Raw genomic sequence first — 16,872 nt, 5'->3', positions numbered from 1 at the left:
GCTCGCGTAGGGTGGACATAGCCGCAGCGAAGTCCATCATCATGCAAATGGCGGATTGCGCTGCGCTCCATCCGCCCCTACCGCCTCGGCGGCTACATGTTGGCCATCTCGAGGAGGTTGACTGCTATTGGCAGCCAACATCGTTTTGACGTCGAGGCCGCTGTGCGTGCTGGACTGCCTGTCAGCAGCAACCGCTGCCGTTTGCCCCCGACGAGCCGGCATCGCGATCGAAGGGTATGTCGGTGCCGCAGCCGGGAAAAATGCCGTAGTGGGTGGTGCCCTCGCCGACGAACTCGAAGTGGGCGGCGAGGCGGCTGTCGGCGAGCATGCGGTAGGTGTTGCCGCACACCGGGAATACCCGGCCGGTGTCCATGACATGGTGCTTGTCGAGCACGAAGCGTCGGGGCTGGCCGGGCAGGGTGCCCTTGTAGATCACGGCCTGGCCGTAGTCCTCGCAGGCCGGCTCCAGCTCGTCGATGTTGAACAGGCGGAACGTGGCCGAATAGAAGCCGATGTGGCCGATCTTCGCCTCGATCGCCGGGTTGTTGAGCTGCAGGGGGCGGTCGGTGACCAGCCGCGGGTCGCGGAAACCGGCGTCCCGCGCCAGGGTGAGGAAGTCGTTCCAGTACAGGGCGCCACTGAGGCATTCGCCGTGGAGCACCGGATCATCGGTCAACGCCTGCGGTATCCGACGATCGCTGTAGACATCGGCGAAGTACATCTCACCGCCGGGCTTGAGCAGCCGCTTCGCCCCGCGCAGTACGGCGGCCTTGTCCGGCGAGAGGTTGATGACGCAGTTGGAGACGATCAGATCGAAGCTGCCGGGAGCCAGCGCCAGCTCGTCGAGGCATTCGATGTAGCCTTTCAGGAACGTGACATTGGGCCGGGCGTAGCCGTAGCGCTCGGTGTGGTTGGCCACATGGTCGCGGGCGACGGCGAGCTGCTCGTCGGTCATGTCCACGCCGACCACCTCGCCGTCGGCGCCCACCAGCTGCGAGAGGGCAAAGCAGTCGCGCCCGGCGCCGCAACCGAGGTCCAGCACGCGGGCGCCCTCCAGCGCCTCCGGCACCACGAGCCCACAGCCGTAGTAGCGGTTCAGGACTTCCGGATGGATGCGCGCAAGCGCTTGCTTGACCAGTGCCGGGATGTCCTCGGGCGTGCAGCAGGCGTCGGTCTGCAGGTCGTCGCTGCTCTCGAGCACCTGTCCGTAGTAGTGCTTGACGTCCTCTTGCTTCATTCGGATCGATCCCGTTGGTGTTGGCGTCACTTACTCTCTCGCGCTGCAACTCGCCCCGCCGAGGACGCAGAACTTCGCGCAGTGTGGGTGGTTGAGTTTCACCTCGCGAAAGGTTTCCGCGAGGGTGTGGCCGACCTCGAACTGGGGATCGTAGGGCAACAGCGTGCACGCAACGATCACCGGCCGTTCCTCGCCCTTGCGCTTGACCACCATGCGCGAGCTCGCGCACATCATCGCGTTCGGCGTGGTGCCCACCTTCTCCCAACACCCTTCGCTGATTTCGGGAACGTCGAGGCTTGCGTCCATCTCCGGGAAAAGCACGAGGGTGACGGGGTCATGGGCATCGAGGTCGATGGCCTCGCGATCGAAAAGCCGGGCGAAGCCGTCACGCACGGTCGTCTCGGCTTCGCCGGAGAAAAGCCGCCCGGCGATGTCCACGTTGAAGCCATTGCGGGTGAGCCAGTGAAGGCCTTCGATCGTCGGCTGCCAGGACTTGCGGCCGCGTTCGAGCTCGTGCACGCCCCTGGAATAGTGATCGATGGACACGCGTACGGTGAGCCGGTTGCCGTAGCGCTCGCGAAGGGCCAGTAGCCGCGAGCGCACCTTCATCATCGGCTTCATGGCGTTGGTGAGCACCAGGGCTTCGAATCCCCTCGACAGCACGGCCTCGAGCACGGCCGGCATATCCGGGTTCATGAAAGGCTCGCCGCCGGTGAAACCGATCTCGCGGGTGCCAAGGCGTTCGCGTTCGATCTCGTCGAGATAGTCGCAGACCTCCTCCAGCGTTATGTAAACGAGGCTGTCGTTGCGGGGCGAGGACTCGATGTAGCAGTTGCGGCAGGTGAGGTTGCACAGTGTGCCCGTGTTGAACCACAGGGTCTCGAGCCGGGTGAGCGTCACCCCGGCACGTGCTTCGCCGTCCGCCGTGGCATCGGGGTGACGGAACTTGCGCGGGTCCAGCAGGGGCTTCTTCGTGGAGGCGGCGTCTGCCATCGTGGCTCCTTGCGCTCGGCTGTCGACTCGTAGTCTAACTAACCAGACGCCGTGAGCGCCCCGCTATACGTGGCAACCGCTATGCCACGGAGGCGCCGGCAGGACGCCCCGTGGACGATCGCCCGGAAGCCACCGCTAGGCCGTGGCCGGTGCCGGTTGCCGGCCCATGAGCGCGTAGTAGATCACCGCACCGAGTGCGGCACCGATCACCCACGCATAGCCGGCAAGCGCCTCCAGTGCCGGCACCCACACGGAGGCGATGGAGAAGACCGCCGACAGCGCGAACGCGATCAGTGCGTTGCGGTTCCAGCCTCTGACGTAGTGATAGATATCGTCCGGATCGGCGGAGAAGAGTGCCTGAACGTCCACCCGGCGCCGCTTAACCACGTAGTAGTCGGCGACGATGATGCCGTAGAACGGGGCGAGCACCGCCCCGAGCGTATTCACGAAGCCGGCGATCCCGATGCGGCTGATGACCGCCACCCACAGGCCGCCAATGAAGAATGCGATGATGGCGGTGATCAACCCGCCGATGCGGAAGTCGATTTTGCTGGGAATGAGGTTCGCGAGGTCATAGGCCGGGGGCACGAAATTCGCCACCAGATTGATGCCCACCGTCGCGGCGAAGAAGATGATCGCCGCGATCACCGTCAGCGCGACGTTGTCCACGCGCTCGATGATGTCCGTGGGGTTCGTGAGCCGCTCGCCGAACAGCACCACGGTGCCAGCGGTGATGAACAGCGCGATGAACGAAAAGAACGCCACGTTGAGCGGCAGTCCGAGGAAATTGCCGATGACCATTTCCTTCTCGCTACGCACAAAGCGGGAGAAGTCGCCGTAGTTGATCACCACCGCGGCAAAGTAGGCGATCATGGTGCCGGTGATCGCGAGAAATGCCGACACCGGTCCGCCCTCGTAAGTGCCGGTGCCGCTGAAGATCTCGCCTACGGCCGGCAGGAGCTCGTTACCCGCCTGATACCAGATTATCCCCATGAGCACGAGCATTACGGCGTAGACCAGCGGGCCGGCCCAGTTGAGAAAACGCCGCACCCATTCGATGCCGCGCCAGAAGATCGCGATCTGGATCAGCCACACGACCACGAATGACAACCAGTCGATACCGGTCATCCCGAGAAACGTCGCGCCGCCGCCGGTGCCGAACACGGAATTGATGAGCAGCGCCACCGCCGTGGAGGCGAAGTAGGTCTGCACCCCGTACCAGAAGATCGCCACGATCGCCCGCAGCATGGCGGGGAAGTTGGCGCCGCGCACGCCCATGCTCACACGCGCCATGACGGGGAACGGAATGCCGTAGCGTACGCTGGGGCTGCCGGAGAGATTGACCAGCACCATGATCACGAAGCCGGCGAGGATGATCGCCGCCATCACCGCCCAGCCGTTCAGGCCGTAGGTGATGAACAGCGACGCCGCCAGCGTGTAGCCGAACAGACTCTGGATGTCGTTTGCCCAGACGTTGAAGATCTCGAACCAGCCCCAGGTTCGTGCGTCCTTCCGGGTTGGCGCCAGGTCGGCGTTGTAGAGGCTCGGGTCCGGATTGTTCAGCTCGAGGTTATCGTTGGCCATGCGTCCCTCCCGGGCTCTGAGACCGTCGCGGGAATTGTTGTTGTGGCCGCGCTATCGAGGAGGGCGATCCGTGCCTGACCGGTCCTTGTTGTGGTTGTGGTCGGCTGCCTGCCAGGCGTGGACGGGCCTTTGCCCGGCTGGCAAAGATTCTCTTCCAAACGTAGTCCATGCGCTCTGCCCTGCAATGCCCGACCGCGCATTCGCGGCAACGACGCCGGGAAGTGACAACGCCCGTGCCCGGGTTACCATGATCGACGACTGATCGAAACGGTGAGGTGGGTGGATGGATGCCCCTTTGGATGGTGTCACGGTAGCGTTGCCGGAGACGCGACAGCTCGATTTGTTCGCTCGTATGCTCGAGGAAAGGGGGGCGCGGGCGTGGCGTTGTCCGCTGGTGGGGATTGCGGATACGTCGGATCGGGCCGGGGTCGAGCACTGGCTCGACGAGGCGATCGACAACGGTCTGGACTGGCTCGTGCTGCTCACCGGCGAGGGGCTGCGGCGGCTCGTTGGATTCGCCGAGCATGCCGGCCGGCGCGATGACTTCGTCACCCTGCTCGCTCAAACGCGCAAGCTCACCCGTGGGCCGAAGCCCGGGCGCGCACTGCGCGAGCTGGATCTCCGCCCGGACGTCCTGGCCGACGAGCCCACCACCGACGGTGTGATGGCGACCCTCGACCGCGAGACCCTCGACGGACGGCGCGTGGGCGTTCAGCTCTACGGCGACCCCAATCCCAGGCTGGTCGAGTATCTGCAACGCCGCGGTGCGACAGCGCTCACGGTCGCCCCTTACGTCTACACCCCGGCGGCGGAGGATTCGGACGTTGCCGCGCTCATCGATGGCATCGCGGAGGCGCGCGTCCATGTCATGGCCTTCACGAGCAAGACACAGGTGACGCGCCTGTTCGATTGCGCCACCGCCACGGCCCGCCGTGACGCGCTGGAGGCGGGGCTCGGGCGAACGGTCATCGCGGCAGTGGGGCCGGTGGTTGCGCAAACACTGCGTGAATACGGTTTTCCGCCGGCGCTCATGCCGGAGAACAGTTATTTCATGAAGCCGCTGGTGCGCGAAATCGTCGCCCATGTCGGTGGCGATACCACCGGATAATCATTGTCGCGGATGGGCTCGGGGGCAGCCTGACCGCCACGAGGAGGAGAGGACATGGCGAGCCGCAGTGAAATCGACAGCAGGGAGATGCGAAAACGCCTGGCGGGGGCGACTTTGTGCGCGGCGGCGCTGATAACCCCGATCATGTGGCTGACCGCAGGCGGTCTGGTGGGCGACTTCCTCACTGGTGTCTGGGTAGGTACGCTCGCCGCGTTCATCATGGTCGCCGGTCCCCTCGCGGTTCCTGCGAGGCCGGCGTTGAGTCGGGCCGTGGTGAGCGTCGTGGTAATGACCGTCGGCGCTCTGACCATCTGGCTCATACGCGATGGCCTCGCCAGCCCGCAATCGGGCGGTCCGGCACCGTTGATCGTCTTCGGCGTCGGCGCCGTCGTCGCTCACGCGAGCTGGTCGGCACAGATCAGCCGTCTCTCCCGGCAGGCGGCCGATTGACGCGGGAAGCGGTTCGCCGGGCGGATGCCGGCATCGTGCTCAGAGCGTCTTGAGGTATTCCACAACGGCGCGCCGCTCGCCGTCGGCGAGACCGTCACCATAGGTATGGCCCGCGTTGCCGTAGCCGTGGCGGGTTGTGTCGTAGATGCGCTTTGCCGCCTGCTCGTCGGCGGCGCCGTCCTTGCCGTGGCCCAGGCGCTCGTGTCGCCAGCCGAGCGTGTCGGGATCGTACTCACGCGGTGCCAGGTGGTGGCGCCAGTAGGTGGGGCGGCGGTCGCTGTCGAGTAGTGCCGCGATGGTCGGCACGGAGCCGTTGTGAAGGTACGGCGCGGTCGCCCAGACACCGTCGAGCGGTGGCGCCACGTAACCCGGTGCGGGCCGGGCTTCTGCGTGCTGGCCGTAGTAGGAACGGTTGAACCACCGGATGAACCGCTCGGCCTTCACCGCCTGCCGGGCGTAGGCGGGGTCGGTGCCGATTTCCTCCAGGGGAATGATGAGGTTGGGATAAGGTTCATCCCCGTCGTAGCGGCCGTGGCAGCCGGCGCATGCACGCTGGAACACCGCTTTGCCGCGCGTCGCCAGCGCGGGATCGATGGTGTACGGATAGTCCGGCGGTTCCAGGCTCGCGATGTAGGCACGCACGTGGGTGAACCACTCACGGATCTCGCGCGCTTGCTCCACGTCGTCGGTGCACACCAGCGACTTCAGCATCATATAGGCGGCGTGATCGCCACGGCCGGCACCGTGGTAGAACATGGCGTGCTTTTTCTGCATGCGCCACCAGGGCGGCACACTCACTGGCAATGGGTCTTGCGGGGGCGGTTCCAGACGCGGCTCCTCGTGCCATTGCAGTGTCTCCGGGTCGCGATGGGCCATGAGCGCCATGGTGACGTTGGGGGCCGGATTGACGCCGATGGTGTCGGTACGCATGTACGGGGCGATGGCGGCAATGCGGTCCGCCCAGCGTTGCCAGGCCTGCGCCCCCGGGCCGTTCTCGACGTACAGGCCCAGGCTTTCCGCCTGGGCGGCGGGGTCAGACGTGAAGTCGCGAAATTCGTTGCCGAGCCCCACGATCAGTTCCCCGTCGAAGGTGGCACCGTGGCAGGTGAGACAGTTGGTGACCACCAGCTCCGCCCCGTCTCTCTCGGTGGCGTTGAGGTGGTAGGGAAGCTGTGCGTTGCGCCCGGTGCGTCCGGGCAGCCGTTGTTCCACTGGGCTCGTGTCCCGGCTCGCGGCGTAGGCGTCATAGGGCATGCCGCAGGTGACATAGCCACGATTGACGATGATCTCGTAGCCTTTCCGCGGATCGCCGTCGCCCTGTTGGGTGGCCGGTACCGGGCCGGCCTCGCCCAGGCGGGCGGGGGTGGAATCCGGGTCGTCGCAACCGGCCGTCGCCACCGCGGCGGCGAGCGCCGTGCCGGCGGCGGCTCGCGTTGCGCGCGTCGTGTGCGTCATTGCGTATCACCCCTTGCGTGGCATCCTCAGAAGTTGCTCATCTCCAGCACGCCCCAAACCTCGTTGCCGCCTCTCGCCTGCATGGTGCCACGCCAAGGTGGCCAGGGTGGCAGACCGGATGCGCCCGCCAGCGGTCGCAGGGTGAGCGGCGGATCGTCGTCGCCTAAGCGTAACCGCCAGCTCAGTGGATAGCCGCCCCCGTCATCGGCATCCGGGGCGGGCGTCAGATCGAATGCATTCCGCTCCAGTACCGTGACCGAGCCATCGGCGCGCCTGACCAGGCATTGACCGAGCGGCGTACCGGTGCCGGCGCGCCGCCGAAGCTGGCGGCATCGCAGGGCGTCGCCGTCGTCACGCTCCAGCCATAGCCTGGTGAGTCGGAGTTGCCCGCGGCCGAACGGCAGGCTGCGGCCCCAGAGATGGTCGAGGAACACGTTGCCGCTCACGGCATGCGTCGTACCGGAGATCGTGATCTCCCCGGTTGCCGCGATCCCGGGTTGCCAGTAGCCTCGATAACCCGGGCCTTCGACGGCCACCGGCACCGCCGGCGGCAGTCGCAATTCCAGATCGAGCTCTGCCGCATCATCACCGGCGAGAAGGGTTGCCGTGCCCGCCGGTGCGAACGTGATGTGCCAGTCGTTCAGCCATACCCGTGGTGGCCGGGCACCGGCGCCACTGAGACCGAGTGCGTCCCGGCTCAGGCGCTGGCTGGCGTGTTGGGCACCGCTCGCGCTGGTCACCCCCATCTGCGCCGCATAGACGGCGCGTGGGGCCCAGGCCGACTTGCGCTCGACCGGCCCGCGCTGCAGGGCTGCCCTGGAGAGCAGGAGCTGAAGACCGTACTCACGTTGTTCCCCATCGGTCACTCGACCGGCGACCAGCCAGTACTCGGTGAACTGGTCGAAGTGCGGGCCGTGGTCGCGTGGCCAGGCCAGCGGTGCGTTGTCCGGAGGCGGAAACGCCTCGGCGACAGGCTGAAGCGTTTCCAGCAGAATCGAAGCCCTCACCGGCCGGGCCGGGGGCTTCTCCTCGTCGCGCAGCCACAGCCACGCCACCGAACCCAGCACAGATGCCATGGCGATGGCCGCGGCGATCGTCAATGGGTGCTGGCGCAAGAATCGTCCTGTCATCGGGGCGCTACGTCCGCGGAGCGATCGGGCAGCGACTCGTCCGTCAGCATAGCGTGACCGCCGCCGGGAAGTGAGACCCTTGTCTGCGCAATATTCACCCCAACGCCTTGCATGTCGTACATCGGTGTATCGTGTGCCCTGTTGGTGGGCACTGGCTACCAGGGAGTTTGACCATGCAGATCGATCTGACCGCTAGAACCGCCGTCGTGACCGGATCCACCGGTGGCATCGGCTTCGCCATCGCCATGGGGCTCGCGGAGGTCGGCGCGCACGTGGTGCTGAACGGGCGGGACCGGGGCCGCGTGGACGAGGCGGTGTCGCGCCTGAGCGAACGCGTGCCGGGGGCCAACGTGGCGGGCGTCGCCGCGGATGTGGGGACCGCCGAGGGCTGTGCGGCGCTCGTGGACGCCCAGCCGGACGCCGACGTTCTCGTGAACAACGCGGGCATTTTCGGGCCACAGGATTTCTTCGAGACGCCGGACGATGTCTGGGAACGTTACTTCGACGTGAACGTCATGTCCGGCGTGCGCCTGGCCCGGGCCTATCTGCCGGGCATGGAGGCACGCGGGTGGGGGCGAGTGCTCTTCCTGTCCTCGGAATCGGGTCTCAACATACCCGAGGACATGGTGCACTACGGTGTCACCAAGACCGCCGATCTCGCGCTTTCGCGGGGGCTGGCGAAACGGATGGCCGGCACCGGCGTGACGGTGAACGCGATCCTGCCGGGGCCGACGCTGTCCGAGGGTGTCGCGGGAATGCTGCAGGCGGAACAGGAGCGGACCGGCCGGTCGTTGGAGGAAGTGGCAGCGGACTTCGTCAAGGCGAAGCGCCCGAGCTCGATCATCCGCCGGGCCGCGACCGTGGACGAGGTGGCCAACCTGGCGGTCTATGTCGCCTCGCCGCTGTCATCCGCGACTACCGGTGCTGCTCTCCGCGTCGACGGCGGGGTGGTCGACAGCATCGCCTAGTGTCCGGGAACCGGACACCGGTACAGCGGCGGTACATGAGTGCCGGCGGCGCCTCGGCCGTCGGACTTGTTTCACGGATTCCGATACCACCGGCTGCCCCGTCCGGCCCGGTTGCGGTAGGCTACGTAATCCATTTCCGACATTGGTTTATAACTTGAAACGCCTTTGGCTGATTGACGCAAGCTACATCCACGCCATCAATCTGCAGCTTTTCGGGCCCAATCGACGGGTCGACTACCTCAAGCTCCGCCATCTCATCGAGCAGCGGTTCGGTGACATATGGCGCGGCTATTATCTCAACAGTGTGCAGAACGAGGCCCACGAAGCGCGCGATCGCTTTCACGGATGGCTGCAGAGCGCCGCACCGATCGGCCCCAATCTGATGGTCAAGCTCTACGGATTGAAAAACGAGCGCGTGCGCAATGCTTATTGCGTGGACTGCGGCGCCAAGGTCGATTTGCAGTGTCCTCACGGCGGGGGCGATCACAACCTGATCAACCAGCGCCAGATGGGCGTGGACGTCGGCCTAGCGACGCTCGCCCTGGTGCACAAGGAGCGCTACGACACCCTGGTGCTGTCTTCGGGGGACGGTGATCTGGTGGATGCGGTGGATCACCTGGCGGAGAGCGGCAAGGAAATCGAGCTCGCGGTCTTCTCCGCGGGTGTATCCACGGACTTGCAGGCGCGCTCCGACCGCGTGTTGTGGATCGACGATCACATGGACGAGGTGGTGGGCTGACGTTTGCCGGGGCGCCGCCGTAACGGGCGGCGCCGTGGTCACTCATTCAAGGCCGAATCCCACTTTCAGCACAACCTGCCATTGCGAGACGTTGCCGTTCTCCACGTGGCCCCGTGTCTCGACCACTTCGAACCACCGGATGTGATGAATGCTCGTATTCGCCCGTTTGAGCGCATTCTGAATCGCGTCCTCGATACCGGTGCCGGACTGGCCGGCGAGCTCGATGACCTTGAACACGTCAGTCGTCATGGTCGCCTCCTTCGGCTGCGGGCAGGCCTACCGCTCACTATAGGTGAGTGCTGTCGTAGTGCACGGCGAGCCAGACGCTGGTCCGGTCCGGCGGCGTCCAAACGACGCGATGACGGCAATGGGCGGGAATTTCCACCCAGTCACCCGGAGCCAGCTCGACGGGGGCGGTGTCGCCCTCGAAGAGCAGGTGTGCGGCGCCCTGAAGCAGCACCACCCACTCGGCCCGATTCTGGTCGTACCATTGGCCGGCCGGTGTCGTCTGCCCCGTGGAGACGATGCGCTCGATGTGTGCACCGGTGCCACTGGCCAGGGCATCGAAGCGCTCTTCCGCGAGCTCGTTGGATACGTCGTCGAAGAGGTTGCCTTGGTTCATGCGGGTGCTCCGGTCGTGATTCGCCGGATCCGACCATAAACCGGCACGGCCCGGGCTGGCGATCCGGGGCCGCTGGCGTCAGTCGTGCCCCAGGCGCGGACGGGAGAGGCGTCCGTGGAGCAGTCCCCGCGCGGCACCGATGCCCTCGAGAAAGCCACCCACTACCGCGATCACCAGGCGGTGGGCGTAGGCGACGGTCGCCAGCAGCAGTGCTTCCGGGCGTTCCAGACCGAGCGCGAGGTAGACGGCCACGGCCGCGACTTCGCCCAGGCTCACCCCCACGAGATTTACCGGCACCAGCTGGAATAGCAGCGTGGCGGCCATGGCGGCGACCACATCGGCCAGGCTGATCGGCAGCACGAGGGCGGAGGCGACGAGCCACACGGCGGTTGCAACGATCAGATGCGCACCGGCAGAGACGCTCACGGCGATGAGCAGCGGCCGGATCGCGGTGGCACCACGTCGCCGGGCCCAGTGAACGAGCGCGATGACCCCGATGACAGTAGCGGCGACCAGGCTCGGCCAGACCCAGCGAGCGGGCATGAATGCCTGAACGCGCGAGCCGTCGCCGAACTCGATGAACGGCCAGGCACCGAGCAACAGCACGTAAACGCCGGCTCCGCCTACCAGGCGTTCGCCGAGCACGGCGCTGGCGATGCGGCGTTTACGCACCTGACGTGTCCGGGCAGCTATTTTCGCACCTTTGGAGAGATCGTAGCCGACCCCCGCGGGCAGGAAGAAATAGTAGAACAGCGACGTCAGGTGGATGCGCCACACGCTCGGCCAGGGCATCTTGAGTGAGAATGCGTCCAGCACCCAGCCGAGGCGCAGACCGAATGCCGCGTAACCCGCTGCCGCCACGAGGCAGGACAGGAGCAGGGGGGCGGCCACGTCGCTGACGCGCACGAACGGTAGAGCCTGCACGAGCAGGTAGACCAGCACGGCCACACCCGTCGGTGCGATCACTGCCTGCGCGGCGAGATACCAACGCCAGAGTCGATCACGGCGGTTCATGCGCGAATCAGCCGATACCGATGCGGCGCCATCGGGCGTCACCCCATTAGTGCATTCCTTCCCATAACCATAGTCGGGGTGATCGACGGGAAAACCCGGACGGGTAAGGTCCCGTCCGGGCTCTGTGCTGAAATGGCGGTCGCTATGTCCCGTACTTATTCTGCGGGAATATCGCTTGGTGCCTGGATCTGTATGGTCTCGGTGTCGCCACCGGTGTATTTCCAGATGGCGATGGGCGTGATCACGTCGCCGTTGTCGTCGAAGTCGGCGGGGCCGGCGGCGCCCGAGTAGGCGACGTCCTCGCCGTCCATGATCGCCTCGACACCGGCGGCGATGCTATCGGCGTCGCCGGCGATGATCTCCTTGCCGGGCGGATTGGCCACATCGCGCAGCCGGTCGCGAAGCACGGTGCCGGTGATAGCGTCGGCGCTTTCCTGACCGTCGGCGATCGCTTTCACCGCAGCGAGCCCGATCAGCATCGCGGCATCGTAAGCCGATTCCGTGAACGGCGGGATCCGGTCGTGGCCGTAGGCGTCCTTGAAGGCGCTGGAGAAGTTCTTGAATCCGGGAATGCTGGGATCCTGCCCGGGAGCGGTGCCGATCATGCCCTCCAGGTCGTCGGCGCCGACGGCGTCGATCACCTCCCGGGAGCGGTTACCATCGACGAACTGCCAGCCGGTGTGATCGAAAATGTCACGGGCCTCCTGCAGGAACGTGGCGCTGTGGCCGGGATAGCTCGAGGCGAACAGCAGCTCCGGGTCGCCCTGGAAGGCCTGGGCGAGTTGTGACGTGTAAGTCGGCTGCGGTTCCTCGGGGTGCGGCACCTGCGCGTACACCGTACCGCCGCGCTCCTGGAATGCCCGCGAGAAAGCGTTCGAGAGGCCTTGCCCGTAAGGGTTGTTGACGAAGATCGTCGACGCGGTGTCGAAGCTGTAGTCATCGAAGATCTCGCCGCGGGCGAGCTGGGCGGCCACCACGCCCTGCAGGGCATCGGAGGCGGTGGTGCGGAAGAGCATGTCCGAGTCCCGGTCCTCGGGCAGAATGGAGATCAGCGGCGATGTGGATCCGTTGGAGATCTGCAGCACCTCCGAGGGAATCGTCACGGAAGTGGCGACGGCGACCGTCACGCCGCTGGACCAGCCACCGATGATCGCGGAGACACCCTCGACTTCCACAAGCTGGCGTGCCGCCTCGATCGCCGGGGTGGGCAGCGTATTGGAATCCTCGCTCAGGTGTTCGGCGATCACCGGCCCACCGAGTACCTCCTCGGTGGCGGCATTGATGTGCTCGACACCGAGTGCGGCGCCGTCACGGTAGAACTCGCCGAACTCCGCGCCGGCGCCGGTGAACGGTGCGATCTGGCCGACCTTGATGGCCGGTGGAGCGTCCTGTGCGCTCGCGCCCAGCGGGAGCAGCAATGCCCCCAGGGCGCATAGGCCGAGGGCGGCCGAAGCCACCGCGGGCGTGCGTCGGGAGCCGCGTGTTGGGGTGGTTGTCATTGTTCCCTCCTGCGTCTTTCGGCTGCCGTGCGGACACCTCGTGTACCCAACGCGATACGGATTTCAGTCGTGGTGCCCAAAAAGCAGTGTAGACGCTACGCGTTCACCGACAATCGCAAAGGCAAATGCGCGCCATTCGTCGACAGGGTGCGAACCGGTTGCTACGTTCAGAGACGGTGGCTTGTTGGGAGAGGGCATGGTGAGCACGGAAAACGAGATGGACGACGCCGGCCGGGGGGCGGCCCCCCCCGGAGGCCGGATCCTGCTCGAGGTCCAGGGCCTCGTGCGCGAGTTCGACAGTCTCCGGGCGCTCGACGGCGCGGATCTGGTGGTCAGGGAGGACACGATCACTGGCCTGATTGGTCCCAACGGCGCCGGCAAGACGACGCTGTTCAACGTGGTGACCGGTTTCTATCTCGCCCAGGGTGGGCGCGTGGTCTTCAATGGCCGGGATATCACCAACCTTCCGCCGCACCGTATTTTCCGTCATGGGCTCTGCAGGACCTTCCAGATTCCCCGGGAGCACGCCAGCATGTCGGTGCTCGAGAACCTCATGCTCGTGCCCGGCGGGCAGCAGGGCGAGCGGTTGATGAGTGCGTGGTTGCGTCCCGGTGCGGTACGCCGCCAGGAGCAGGAGAACCGCGCGAAGGCGCTGGAAGTGCTCGAGTTCGTGGAGCTCGCGCACCTGCGCGACGAGTACGCCCGCAATCTCTCCGGCGGACAGAAGAAGCTGCTGGAGCTCGCGCGTACGCTCATGACGGACCCGACGCTGGTGTTGCTCGACGAGCCGGGTGCCGGGGTGAATCCGACGCTCATGCATCGGCTGACCGACAATATCCGCTACCTCAATCGCGAGCGCGGCATTACGTTCCTCGTTATCGAGCATGACATGGACATGATCATGTCGCTGTGCGATCCGGTGATCGTGATGAGCGAGGGGCGTCAGCTCATGAGTGGTTCCCCGGACGAGGTGCGCAACGATCCGAGGGTGCTCGAAGCGTATCTGGGTGGGCAGTATGCCGTTGCTGAAGGCTGAGGGCGTGACCGCCGGCTACGGCGACACCGAGATCCTCCACGATGTGCGTCTGGAAGTGAACGACGGCGAGATCGTCTCCCTGATCGGACCCAATGGCGCGGGCAAGTCCACGTTGATGAAAACGGTCTTCGGGCTGGTGCATCCGAAGGCGGGGACCATCCAGTTCCGTGGACGCGACATCGCGAGGCGTTCGCCCTACGAGATCGTCAAGGAAGGCATGTGCTACGTGCCCCAGGTGGCCAATGTCTTCGTGCAGCTGACCGTGGAGGAGAACCTGGAGATGGGCGGCTACCTGCTCGACGAGCGCGAGCTGCCCGAGCGCAAGGAGCGCGTCTATGAGCTATTCCCCAAGCTGCGCGAACGCCGGCGCCAGCGCGCCGGGAAGATGTCCGGCGGCGAGCGCCAGATGGTGGCCATCGGCAGCGCCTTGATGCTCGAGCCCGAGCTGCTGCTGCTCGACGAGCCCTCCGCAGGGCTGTCCCCGAAGCTCGTCGACGAGATATTCGACAACATCCGCCGCATCAACGAGACCGGCCTGGCGGTGCTGATGGTGGAGCAAAACGCGCGCAAGTCGCTGCAGATGGCCACGCGTGGCTATGTGCTGGCGAGCGGACAGAACCGGGTGGACGGACCCGGCGAGCGATTGCTCAACGATCCCGAAGTGGGCCGGCTGTACCTGGGGGGGTAGCATGAGCGTGAGCGACGGCATCGAGCGGCCACCGGTCAAGCGCGACAAACGGTTTGGCGAGCACGTACGCGACGTGGTGCAGACACGCACCTTCCTGCTCGTCTCCGTCGCTGTCGTTCTGGTGGCGCTGTTCGTGCTCGCCCGCGTCCAGGGCGTCGGCGGTTCGCGGCTGCTGTCGCTGGCTGCCTGGGGGATCATGCTCGGCGGGATCATCGGCCTCGGCAGCATCGGCCTTACCCTGGTCTATGGCGTGCTCAAGTTCCCCAACTTCTCCCATGGCGCGCTGGTGACCTTCGGCGCCTACTTCACCTTCGCGTTTCTCGCCTGGCTGCCACAGGGAGAGCCGTTGCGCCCGCTGTCGTTCGGCTGGGAGTTTCCACTAGCGCTCGTGCTTTCCATGCCGCTGGTGGGGCTAGTGGGCCTGGCGGTGGACCGGGTCGTCTACCGCCGGCTGCGCCGGCAGAATGCCCACTTGGTGCTCTTCGCCATGGCCTCGCTGGCGATGGCCTTCTTTCTGCGCAGCGTCATCTACATCGCGTGGGGGCCGGATTTCCATTTCTACTACCCCGGGCGGGCGAATCCGGCGCTGGCGCTGCCGCTGAATATCCGCGTGCGCGCCGATCAGCTGTTCATTCTCGTGCTCGCGTTCGCGTTCATGCTCGGCGTTTACGTGCTGCTGGAGCGAACGCGTATCGGCAAGGCGATGCGCGCCACGGCGGACAACCCGGAGCTCGCCCAGGTACGCGGTATCAACACCGAGCGCGTAATCGCGTGGACCTGGCTCATCGGCGGAGCGCTGGCCGCCGCGGCCGGTACCATGTACGGGCTTTCCTCCCAGTTGCGGCCGGAAATGGGGTTCTGGCTGCTGTTGCCCATGTTTGCCGCGGCCATCATGGGCGGAATCGGCAACCCCTACGGAGCGCTTGCGGGGGCGTTGATCATCGGCATCGCCCACCAGGTCTCCACGGCGTTTCTCGACCCCACCTACGGGCCCGCGGTGGCGTTCGTGCTCATGGTGATCGTGCTGCTGGTGCGTCCACAAGGCCTGTTCGGGCGGGGAGGCTGACGCCATGAACGAGCTGAGCGTCATCAAGGCCGTGCTGCTGATCATTCCTGCCATTCTGCTGCTCATGCTGCTGCTGCCCGCACGCAGGTGGCGGCTGCCGGTGGCGGTGGTGGGTGGCGTCGCAGTCGCCTTCGCCGCGACTGCCTGGCTTCCGAGCGGTATACTCGCCTACGTCGCTTCGTTCGCCACCATGGGGTGTGTGTACGCGCTGCTGAGCCTCGGCCTGAACACGCAATGGGGCTACACGGGGCACCTGAACTTCGGTGTCGCCGGGTTTTTCGCCATCGGCGCGTTCACTTCCGCGCTGATGACCATCGAGGCGCCGACCGGCGTCGCGGCACAGTACACGCAGATGGCCTTCGGGCTGGATATGCCGTTCCTCGTTGGCGTGGCCACCGCCGCGATCATCAGCGCAGTGGTCGCGTTCCTGGTCGCCGTGCCGGTGCTGCGGCTGCGCATGGATTTTCTCGCCATCGCCACCATCGGCGTCGCGGAGATCATACGCCTGATCTTCCAGAACGAGCGCTGGCTGGCCAACGGCCCGCAGCCGTTGCGTGGCATTCCGCAACCGCTGCACTGCCTGGTGGAGGCCCAGGGTTGTGCCTGGCTGCCGCAGTGGGCCACCGCGGTGCTGTCGCCGCTGACGCCGCGGGACTATACGCTGTTCTACCTGGTGATCATCTCGCTGTTCCTGGCGGTGGTGTACTTCGTCATCGAACGCGCGTGCCGTTCGCCCTGGGGACGGATGTTGCGGGCGGTACGCGACGAGGAGGCATCCGCGGCCATGAACGGGAAGCCGATCACCTACGTGCGCATCCAGTCCTTCGTGGTGGGCGCGGTGATCATGGGCATTGCGGGCGCACTCTACGCGCACTATGTCGTGACCATCGATTACAGCCACTTCCACGCGCTGTTCGCCACGTTCCTCGTCTGGGTGATGCTCATGCTTGGCGGTAGCGGTAACAACCGGGGCGCCATCATCGGCGGTTTCATCGTCTGGGGCGTGTGGAGCGGCACCGCATTTCTCACCAGCGCGATCGAGCCGCTGCTTGCGCTGATCTCCGACGATTTGCCGCGGCGGGCGGCCTATTTCCGCTGGATGCTTGTGGCGCTGATGCTCGCTGCCATCGTGCTGTTCCGGCCACAAGGATTGATTCGGGAGGAGAAAATCGTCTCGCGGTATCTGCGGAACCATTGACCCTCTCAGAGAGGCGTACTAACCGTGCGACAAGGTTTGCAATGCCTCAGAGGCGCACAACGACGCCCTCCGGGCGCCGCTCGTC

The 16,872-nt window shown here is 65.9% G+C and carries 17 protein-coding genes; 8 read left to right on the top strand and 9 right to left on the bottom strand.

What is annotated here, in order from left to right:
• Positions 1-181: 181 nt before the first annotated feature.
• The 3 genes from ACPEES_RS16145 to ACPEES_RS16135 all read right to left on the bottom strand — a co-directional run bounded on the left by ACPEES_RS16145 (position 182) and on the right by ACPEES_RS16135 (position 3,814).
• Positions 182-1,237 (bottom strand): methyltransferase domain-containing protein, encoded by a 1,056-nt coding sequence (locus tag ACPEES_RS16145; RefSeq protein WP_435104583.1) that lies wholly within the window; start codon positions 1,235-1,237, stop codon positions 182-184.
• A 30-nt stretch (positions 1,238-1,267) separates the two neighbouring features.
• Positions 1,268-2,230, bottom strand: coding sequence for a radical SAM protein (locus ACPEES_RS16140; RefSeq protein ID WP_435104582.1), 963 nt, complete (start codon positions 2,228-2,230; stop codon positions 1,268-1,270).
• Positions 2,231-2,365: 135 nt separating this feature from the next.
• A complete protein-coding gene (locus ACPEES_RS16135; RefSeq protein ID WP_435104581.1) occupies positions 2,366-3,814 on the bottom strand; it encodes an NCS1 family nucleobase:cation symporter-1 in 1,449 nt (482 codons plus the stop codon).
• A 283-nt stretch (positions 3,815-4,097) separates the two neighbouring features.
• Here ACPEES_RS16135 and ACPEES_RS16130 point away from each other — a divergent pair, with 283 nt between their 5' ends.
• Both ACPEES_RS16130 and ACPEES_RS16125 read left to right on the top strand, forming a co-directional pair.
• Positions 4,098-4,922: a uroporphyrinogen-III synthase gene (locus ACPEES_RS16130; RefSeq protein ID WP_435104580.1), complete on the top strand. Its 825-nt coding sequence runs from the start codon at positions 4,098-4,100 to the stop codon at positions 4,920-4,922.
• 54 nt (positions 4,923-4,976) lie between these two features.
• Positions 4,977-5,372: a hypothetical protein gene (locus ACPEES_RS16125; RefSeq protein WP_435104579.1), complete on the top strand. Its 396-nt coding sequence runs from the start codon at positions 4,977-4,979 to the stop codon at positions 5,370-5,372.
• 39 nt (positions 5,373-5,411) lie between these two features.
• Here the strand turns inward: ACPEES_RS16125 and ACPEES_RS16120 are convergent, their stop codons facing one another.
• Both ACPEES_RS16120 and ACPEES_RS16115 read right to left on the bottom strand, forming a co-directional pair.
• Positions 5,412-6,827: a hypothetical protein gene (locus ACPEES_RS16120; RefSeq protein WP_435104578.1), complete on the bottom strand. Its 1,416-nt coding sequence runs from the start codon at positions 6,825-6,827 to the stop codon at positions 5,412-5,414.
• 26 nt (positions 6,828-6,853) lie between these two features.
• Entirely contained in the window at positions 6,854-7,957 is a 1,104-nt protein-coding gene (locus ACPEES_RS16115; protein ID WP_435104577.1) for a lipocalin-like domain-containing protein, read from the bottom strand.
• 173 nt (positions 7,958-8,130) lie between these two features.
• Between ACPEES_RS16115 and ACPEES_RS16110 the strand changes: the two genes are divergently transcribed.
• Entirely contained in the window at positions 8,131-8,925 is a 795-nt protein-coding gene (locus ACPEES_RS16110; RefSeq protein ID WP_435104576.1) for an SDR family NAD(P)-dependent oxidoreductase, read from the top strand.
• Between the two features lie 154 nt (positions 8,926-9,079).
• A complete protein-coding gene (locus ACPEES_RS16105; protein ID WP_435104575.1) occupies positions 9,080-9,664 on the top strand; it encodes an NYN domain-containing protein in 585 nt (194 codons plus the stop codon).
• 42 nt (positions 9,665-9,706) lie between these two features.
• On the opposite strand, the gene ACPEES_RS16100 is transcribed toward ACPEES_RS16105, so the two are convergent.
• The 4 genes from ACPEES_RS16100 to ACPEES_RS16085 form a co-directional block, all read right to left on the bottom strand.
• Complete coding sequence (locus tag ACPEES_RS16100) at positions 9,707-9,913, bottom strand: dodecin (RefSeq protein WP_435104574.1); 207 nt, start codon at positions 9,911-9,913, stop codon at positions 9,707-9,709.
• A 37-nt stretch (positions 9,914-9,950) separates the two neighbouring features.
• Complete coding sequence (locus tag ACPEES_RS16095; RefSeq protein WP_435104573.1) at positions 9,951-10,286, bottom strand: cupin; 336 nt, start codon at positions 10,284-10,286, stop codon at positions 9,951-9,953.
• Between the two features lie 78 nt (positions 10,287-10,364).
• The gene (locus ACPEES_RS16090) at positions 10,365-11,300 is read right to left on the bottom strand and encodes a hypothetical protein (protein ID WP_435104572.1); all 936 of its coding nucleotides are present in this window, start codon (positions 11,298-11,300) and stop codon (positions 10,365-10,367) included.
• A gap of 155 nt (positions 11,301-11,455) precedes the next feature.
• Positions 11,456-12,799, bottom strand: coding sequence for an ABC transporter substrate-binding protein (locus ACPEES_RS16085; protein WP_435104571.1), 1,344 nt, complete (start codon positions 12,797-12,799; stop codon positions 11,456-11,458).
• A gap of 196 nt (positions 12,800-12,995) precedes the next feature.
• Between ACPEES_RS16085 and ACPEES_RS16080 the strand changes: the two genes are divergently transcribed.
• The 4 genes from ACPEES_RS16080 to ACPEES_RS16065 are packed head-to-tail and all read left to right on the top strand — an operon-like array spanning position 12,996 to position 16,787.
• A complete protein-coding gene (locus ACPEES_RS16080; protein ID WP_435104570.1) occupies positions 12,996-13,835 on the top strand; it encodes an ABC transporter ATP-binding protein in 840 nt (279 codons plus the stop codon).
• Entirely contained in the window at positions 13,816-14,523 is a 708-nt protein-coding gene (locus ACPEES_RS16075) for an ABC transporter ATP-binding protein (RefSeq protein ID WP_435104569.1), read from the top strand. Before ACPEES_RS16080 ends, ACPEES_RS16075 begins: the two co-directional genes overlap by 20 nt.
• Before the next feature lies 1 nt (position 14,524).
• Positions 14,525-15,589, top strand: coding sequence for a branched-chain amino acid ABC transporter permease (locus ACPEES_RS16070; protein ID WP_435104568.1), 1,065 nt, complete (start codon positions 14,525-14,527; stop codon positions 15,587-15,589).
• A gap of 4 nt (positions 15,590-15,593) precedes the next feature.
• Positions 15,594-16,787: a branched-chain amino acid ABC transporter permease gene (locus ACPEES_RS16065; protein WP_435104567.1), complete on the top strand. Its 1,194-nt coding sequence runs from the start codon at positions 15,594-15,596 to the stop codon at positions 16,785-16,787.
• Positions 16,788-16,872 lie beyond the last annotated feature (85 nt).

The organism is Arhodomonas sp. AD133, from assembly GCF_051195215.1.
Lineage (GTDB): Bacteria > Pseudomonadota > Gammaproteobacteria > Nitrococcales > Nitrococcaceae > Arhodomonas.
This window is presented reverse-complemented; position numbering and strand designations above follow the sequence as displayed.

What these genes read in the sequence shown, in the direction of transcription:
- ACPEES_RS16145 (WP_435104583.1), bottom strand. Translation starts at nt 1,237, where the DNA reads ATGAAGCAAGAGGACGTCAAGCACTACTACGGACAGGTGCTCGAGAGC.
- ACPEES_RS16140 (WP_435104582.1), bottom strand. Translation starts at nt 2,230, where the DNA reads ATGGCAGACGCCGCCTCCACGAAGAAGCCCCTGCTGGACCCGCGCAAG.
- ACPEES_RS16135 (WP_435104581.1), bottom strand. Translation starts at nt 3,814, where the DNA reads ATGGCCAACGATAACCTCGAGCTGAACAATCCGGACCCGAGCCTCTAC.
- ACPEES_RS16130 (WP_435104580.1), top strand. Translation starts at nt 4,098, where the DNA reads ATGGATGCCCCTTTGGATGGTGTCACGGTAGCGTTGCCGGAGACGCGA.
- ACPEES_RS16125 (WP_435104579.1), top strand. Translation starts at nt 4,977, where the DNA reads ATGGCGAGCCGCAGTGAAATCGACAGCAGGGAGATGCGAAAACGCCTG.
- ACPEES_RS16120 (WP_435104578.1), bottom strand. Translation starts at nt 6,827, where the DNA reads ATGACGCACACGACGCGCGCAACGCGAGCCGCCGCCGGCACGGCGCTC.
- ACPEES_RS16115 (WP_435104577.1), bottom strand. Translation starts at nt 7,957, where the DNA reads ATGACAGGACGATTCTTGCGCCAGCACCCATTGACGATCGCCGCGGCC.
- ACPEES_RS16110 (WP_435104576.1), top strand. Translation starts at nt 8,131, where the DNA reads ATGCAGATCGATCTGACCGCTAGAACCGCCGTCGTGACCGGATCCACC.
- ACPEES_RS16100 (WP_435104574.1), bottom strand. Translation starts at nt 9,913, where the DNA reads ATGACGACTGACGTGTTCAAGGTCATCGAGCTCGCCGGCCAGTCCGGC.
- ACPEES_RS16095 (WP_435104573.1), bottom strand. Translation starts at nt 10,286, where the DNA reads ATGAACCAAGGCAACCTCTTCGACGACGTATCCAACGAGCTCGCGGAA.
- ACPEES_RS16090 (WP_435104572.1), bottom strand. Translation starts at nt 11,300, where the DNA reads ATGAACCGCCGTGATCGACTCTGGCGTTGGTATCTCGCCGCGCAGGCA.
- ACPEES_RS16085 (WP_435104571.1), bottom strand. Translation starts at nt 12,799, where the DNA reads ATGACAACCACCCCAACACGCGGCTCCCGACGCACGCCCGCGGTGGCT.
- ACPEES_RS16080 (WP_435104570.1), top strand. Translation starts at nt 12,996, where the DNA reads ATGGTGAGCACGGAAAACGAGATGGACGACGCCGGCCGGGGGGCGGCC.
- ACPEES_RS16075 (WP_435104569.1), top strand. Translation starts at nt 13,816, where the DNA reads ATGCCGTTGCTGAAGGCTGAGGGCGTGACCGCCGGCTACGGCGACACC.
- ACPEES_RS16070 (WP_435104568.1), top strand. Translation starts at nt 14,525, where the DNA reads ATGAGCGTGAGCGACGGCATCGAGCGGCCACCGGTCAAGCGCGACAAA.
- ACPEES_RS16065 (WP_435104567.1), top strand. Translation starts at nt 15,594, where the DNA reads ATGAACGAGCTGAGCGTCATCAAGGCCGTGCTGCTGATCATTCCTGCC.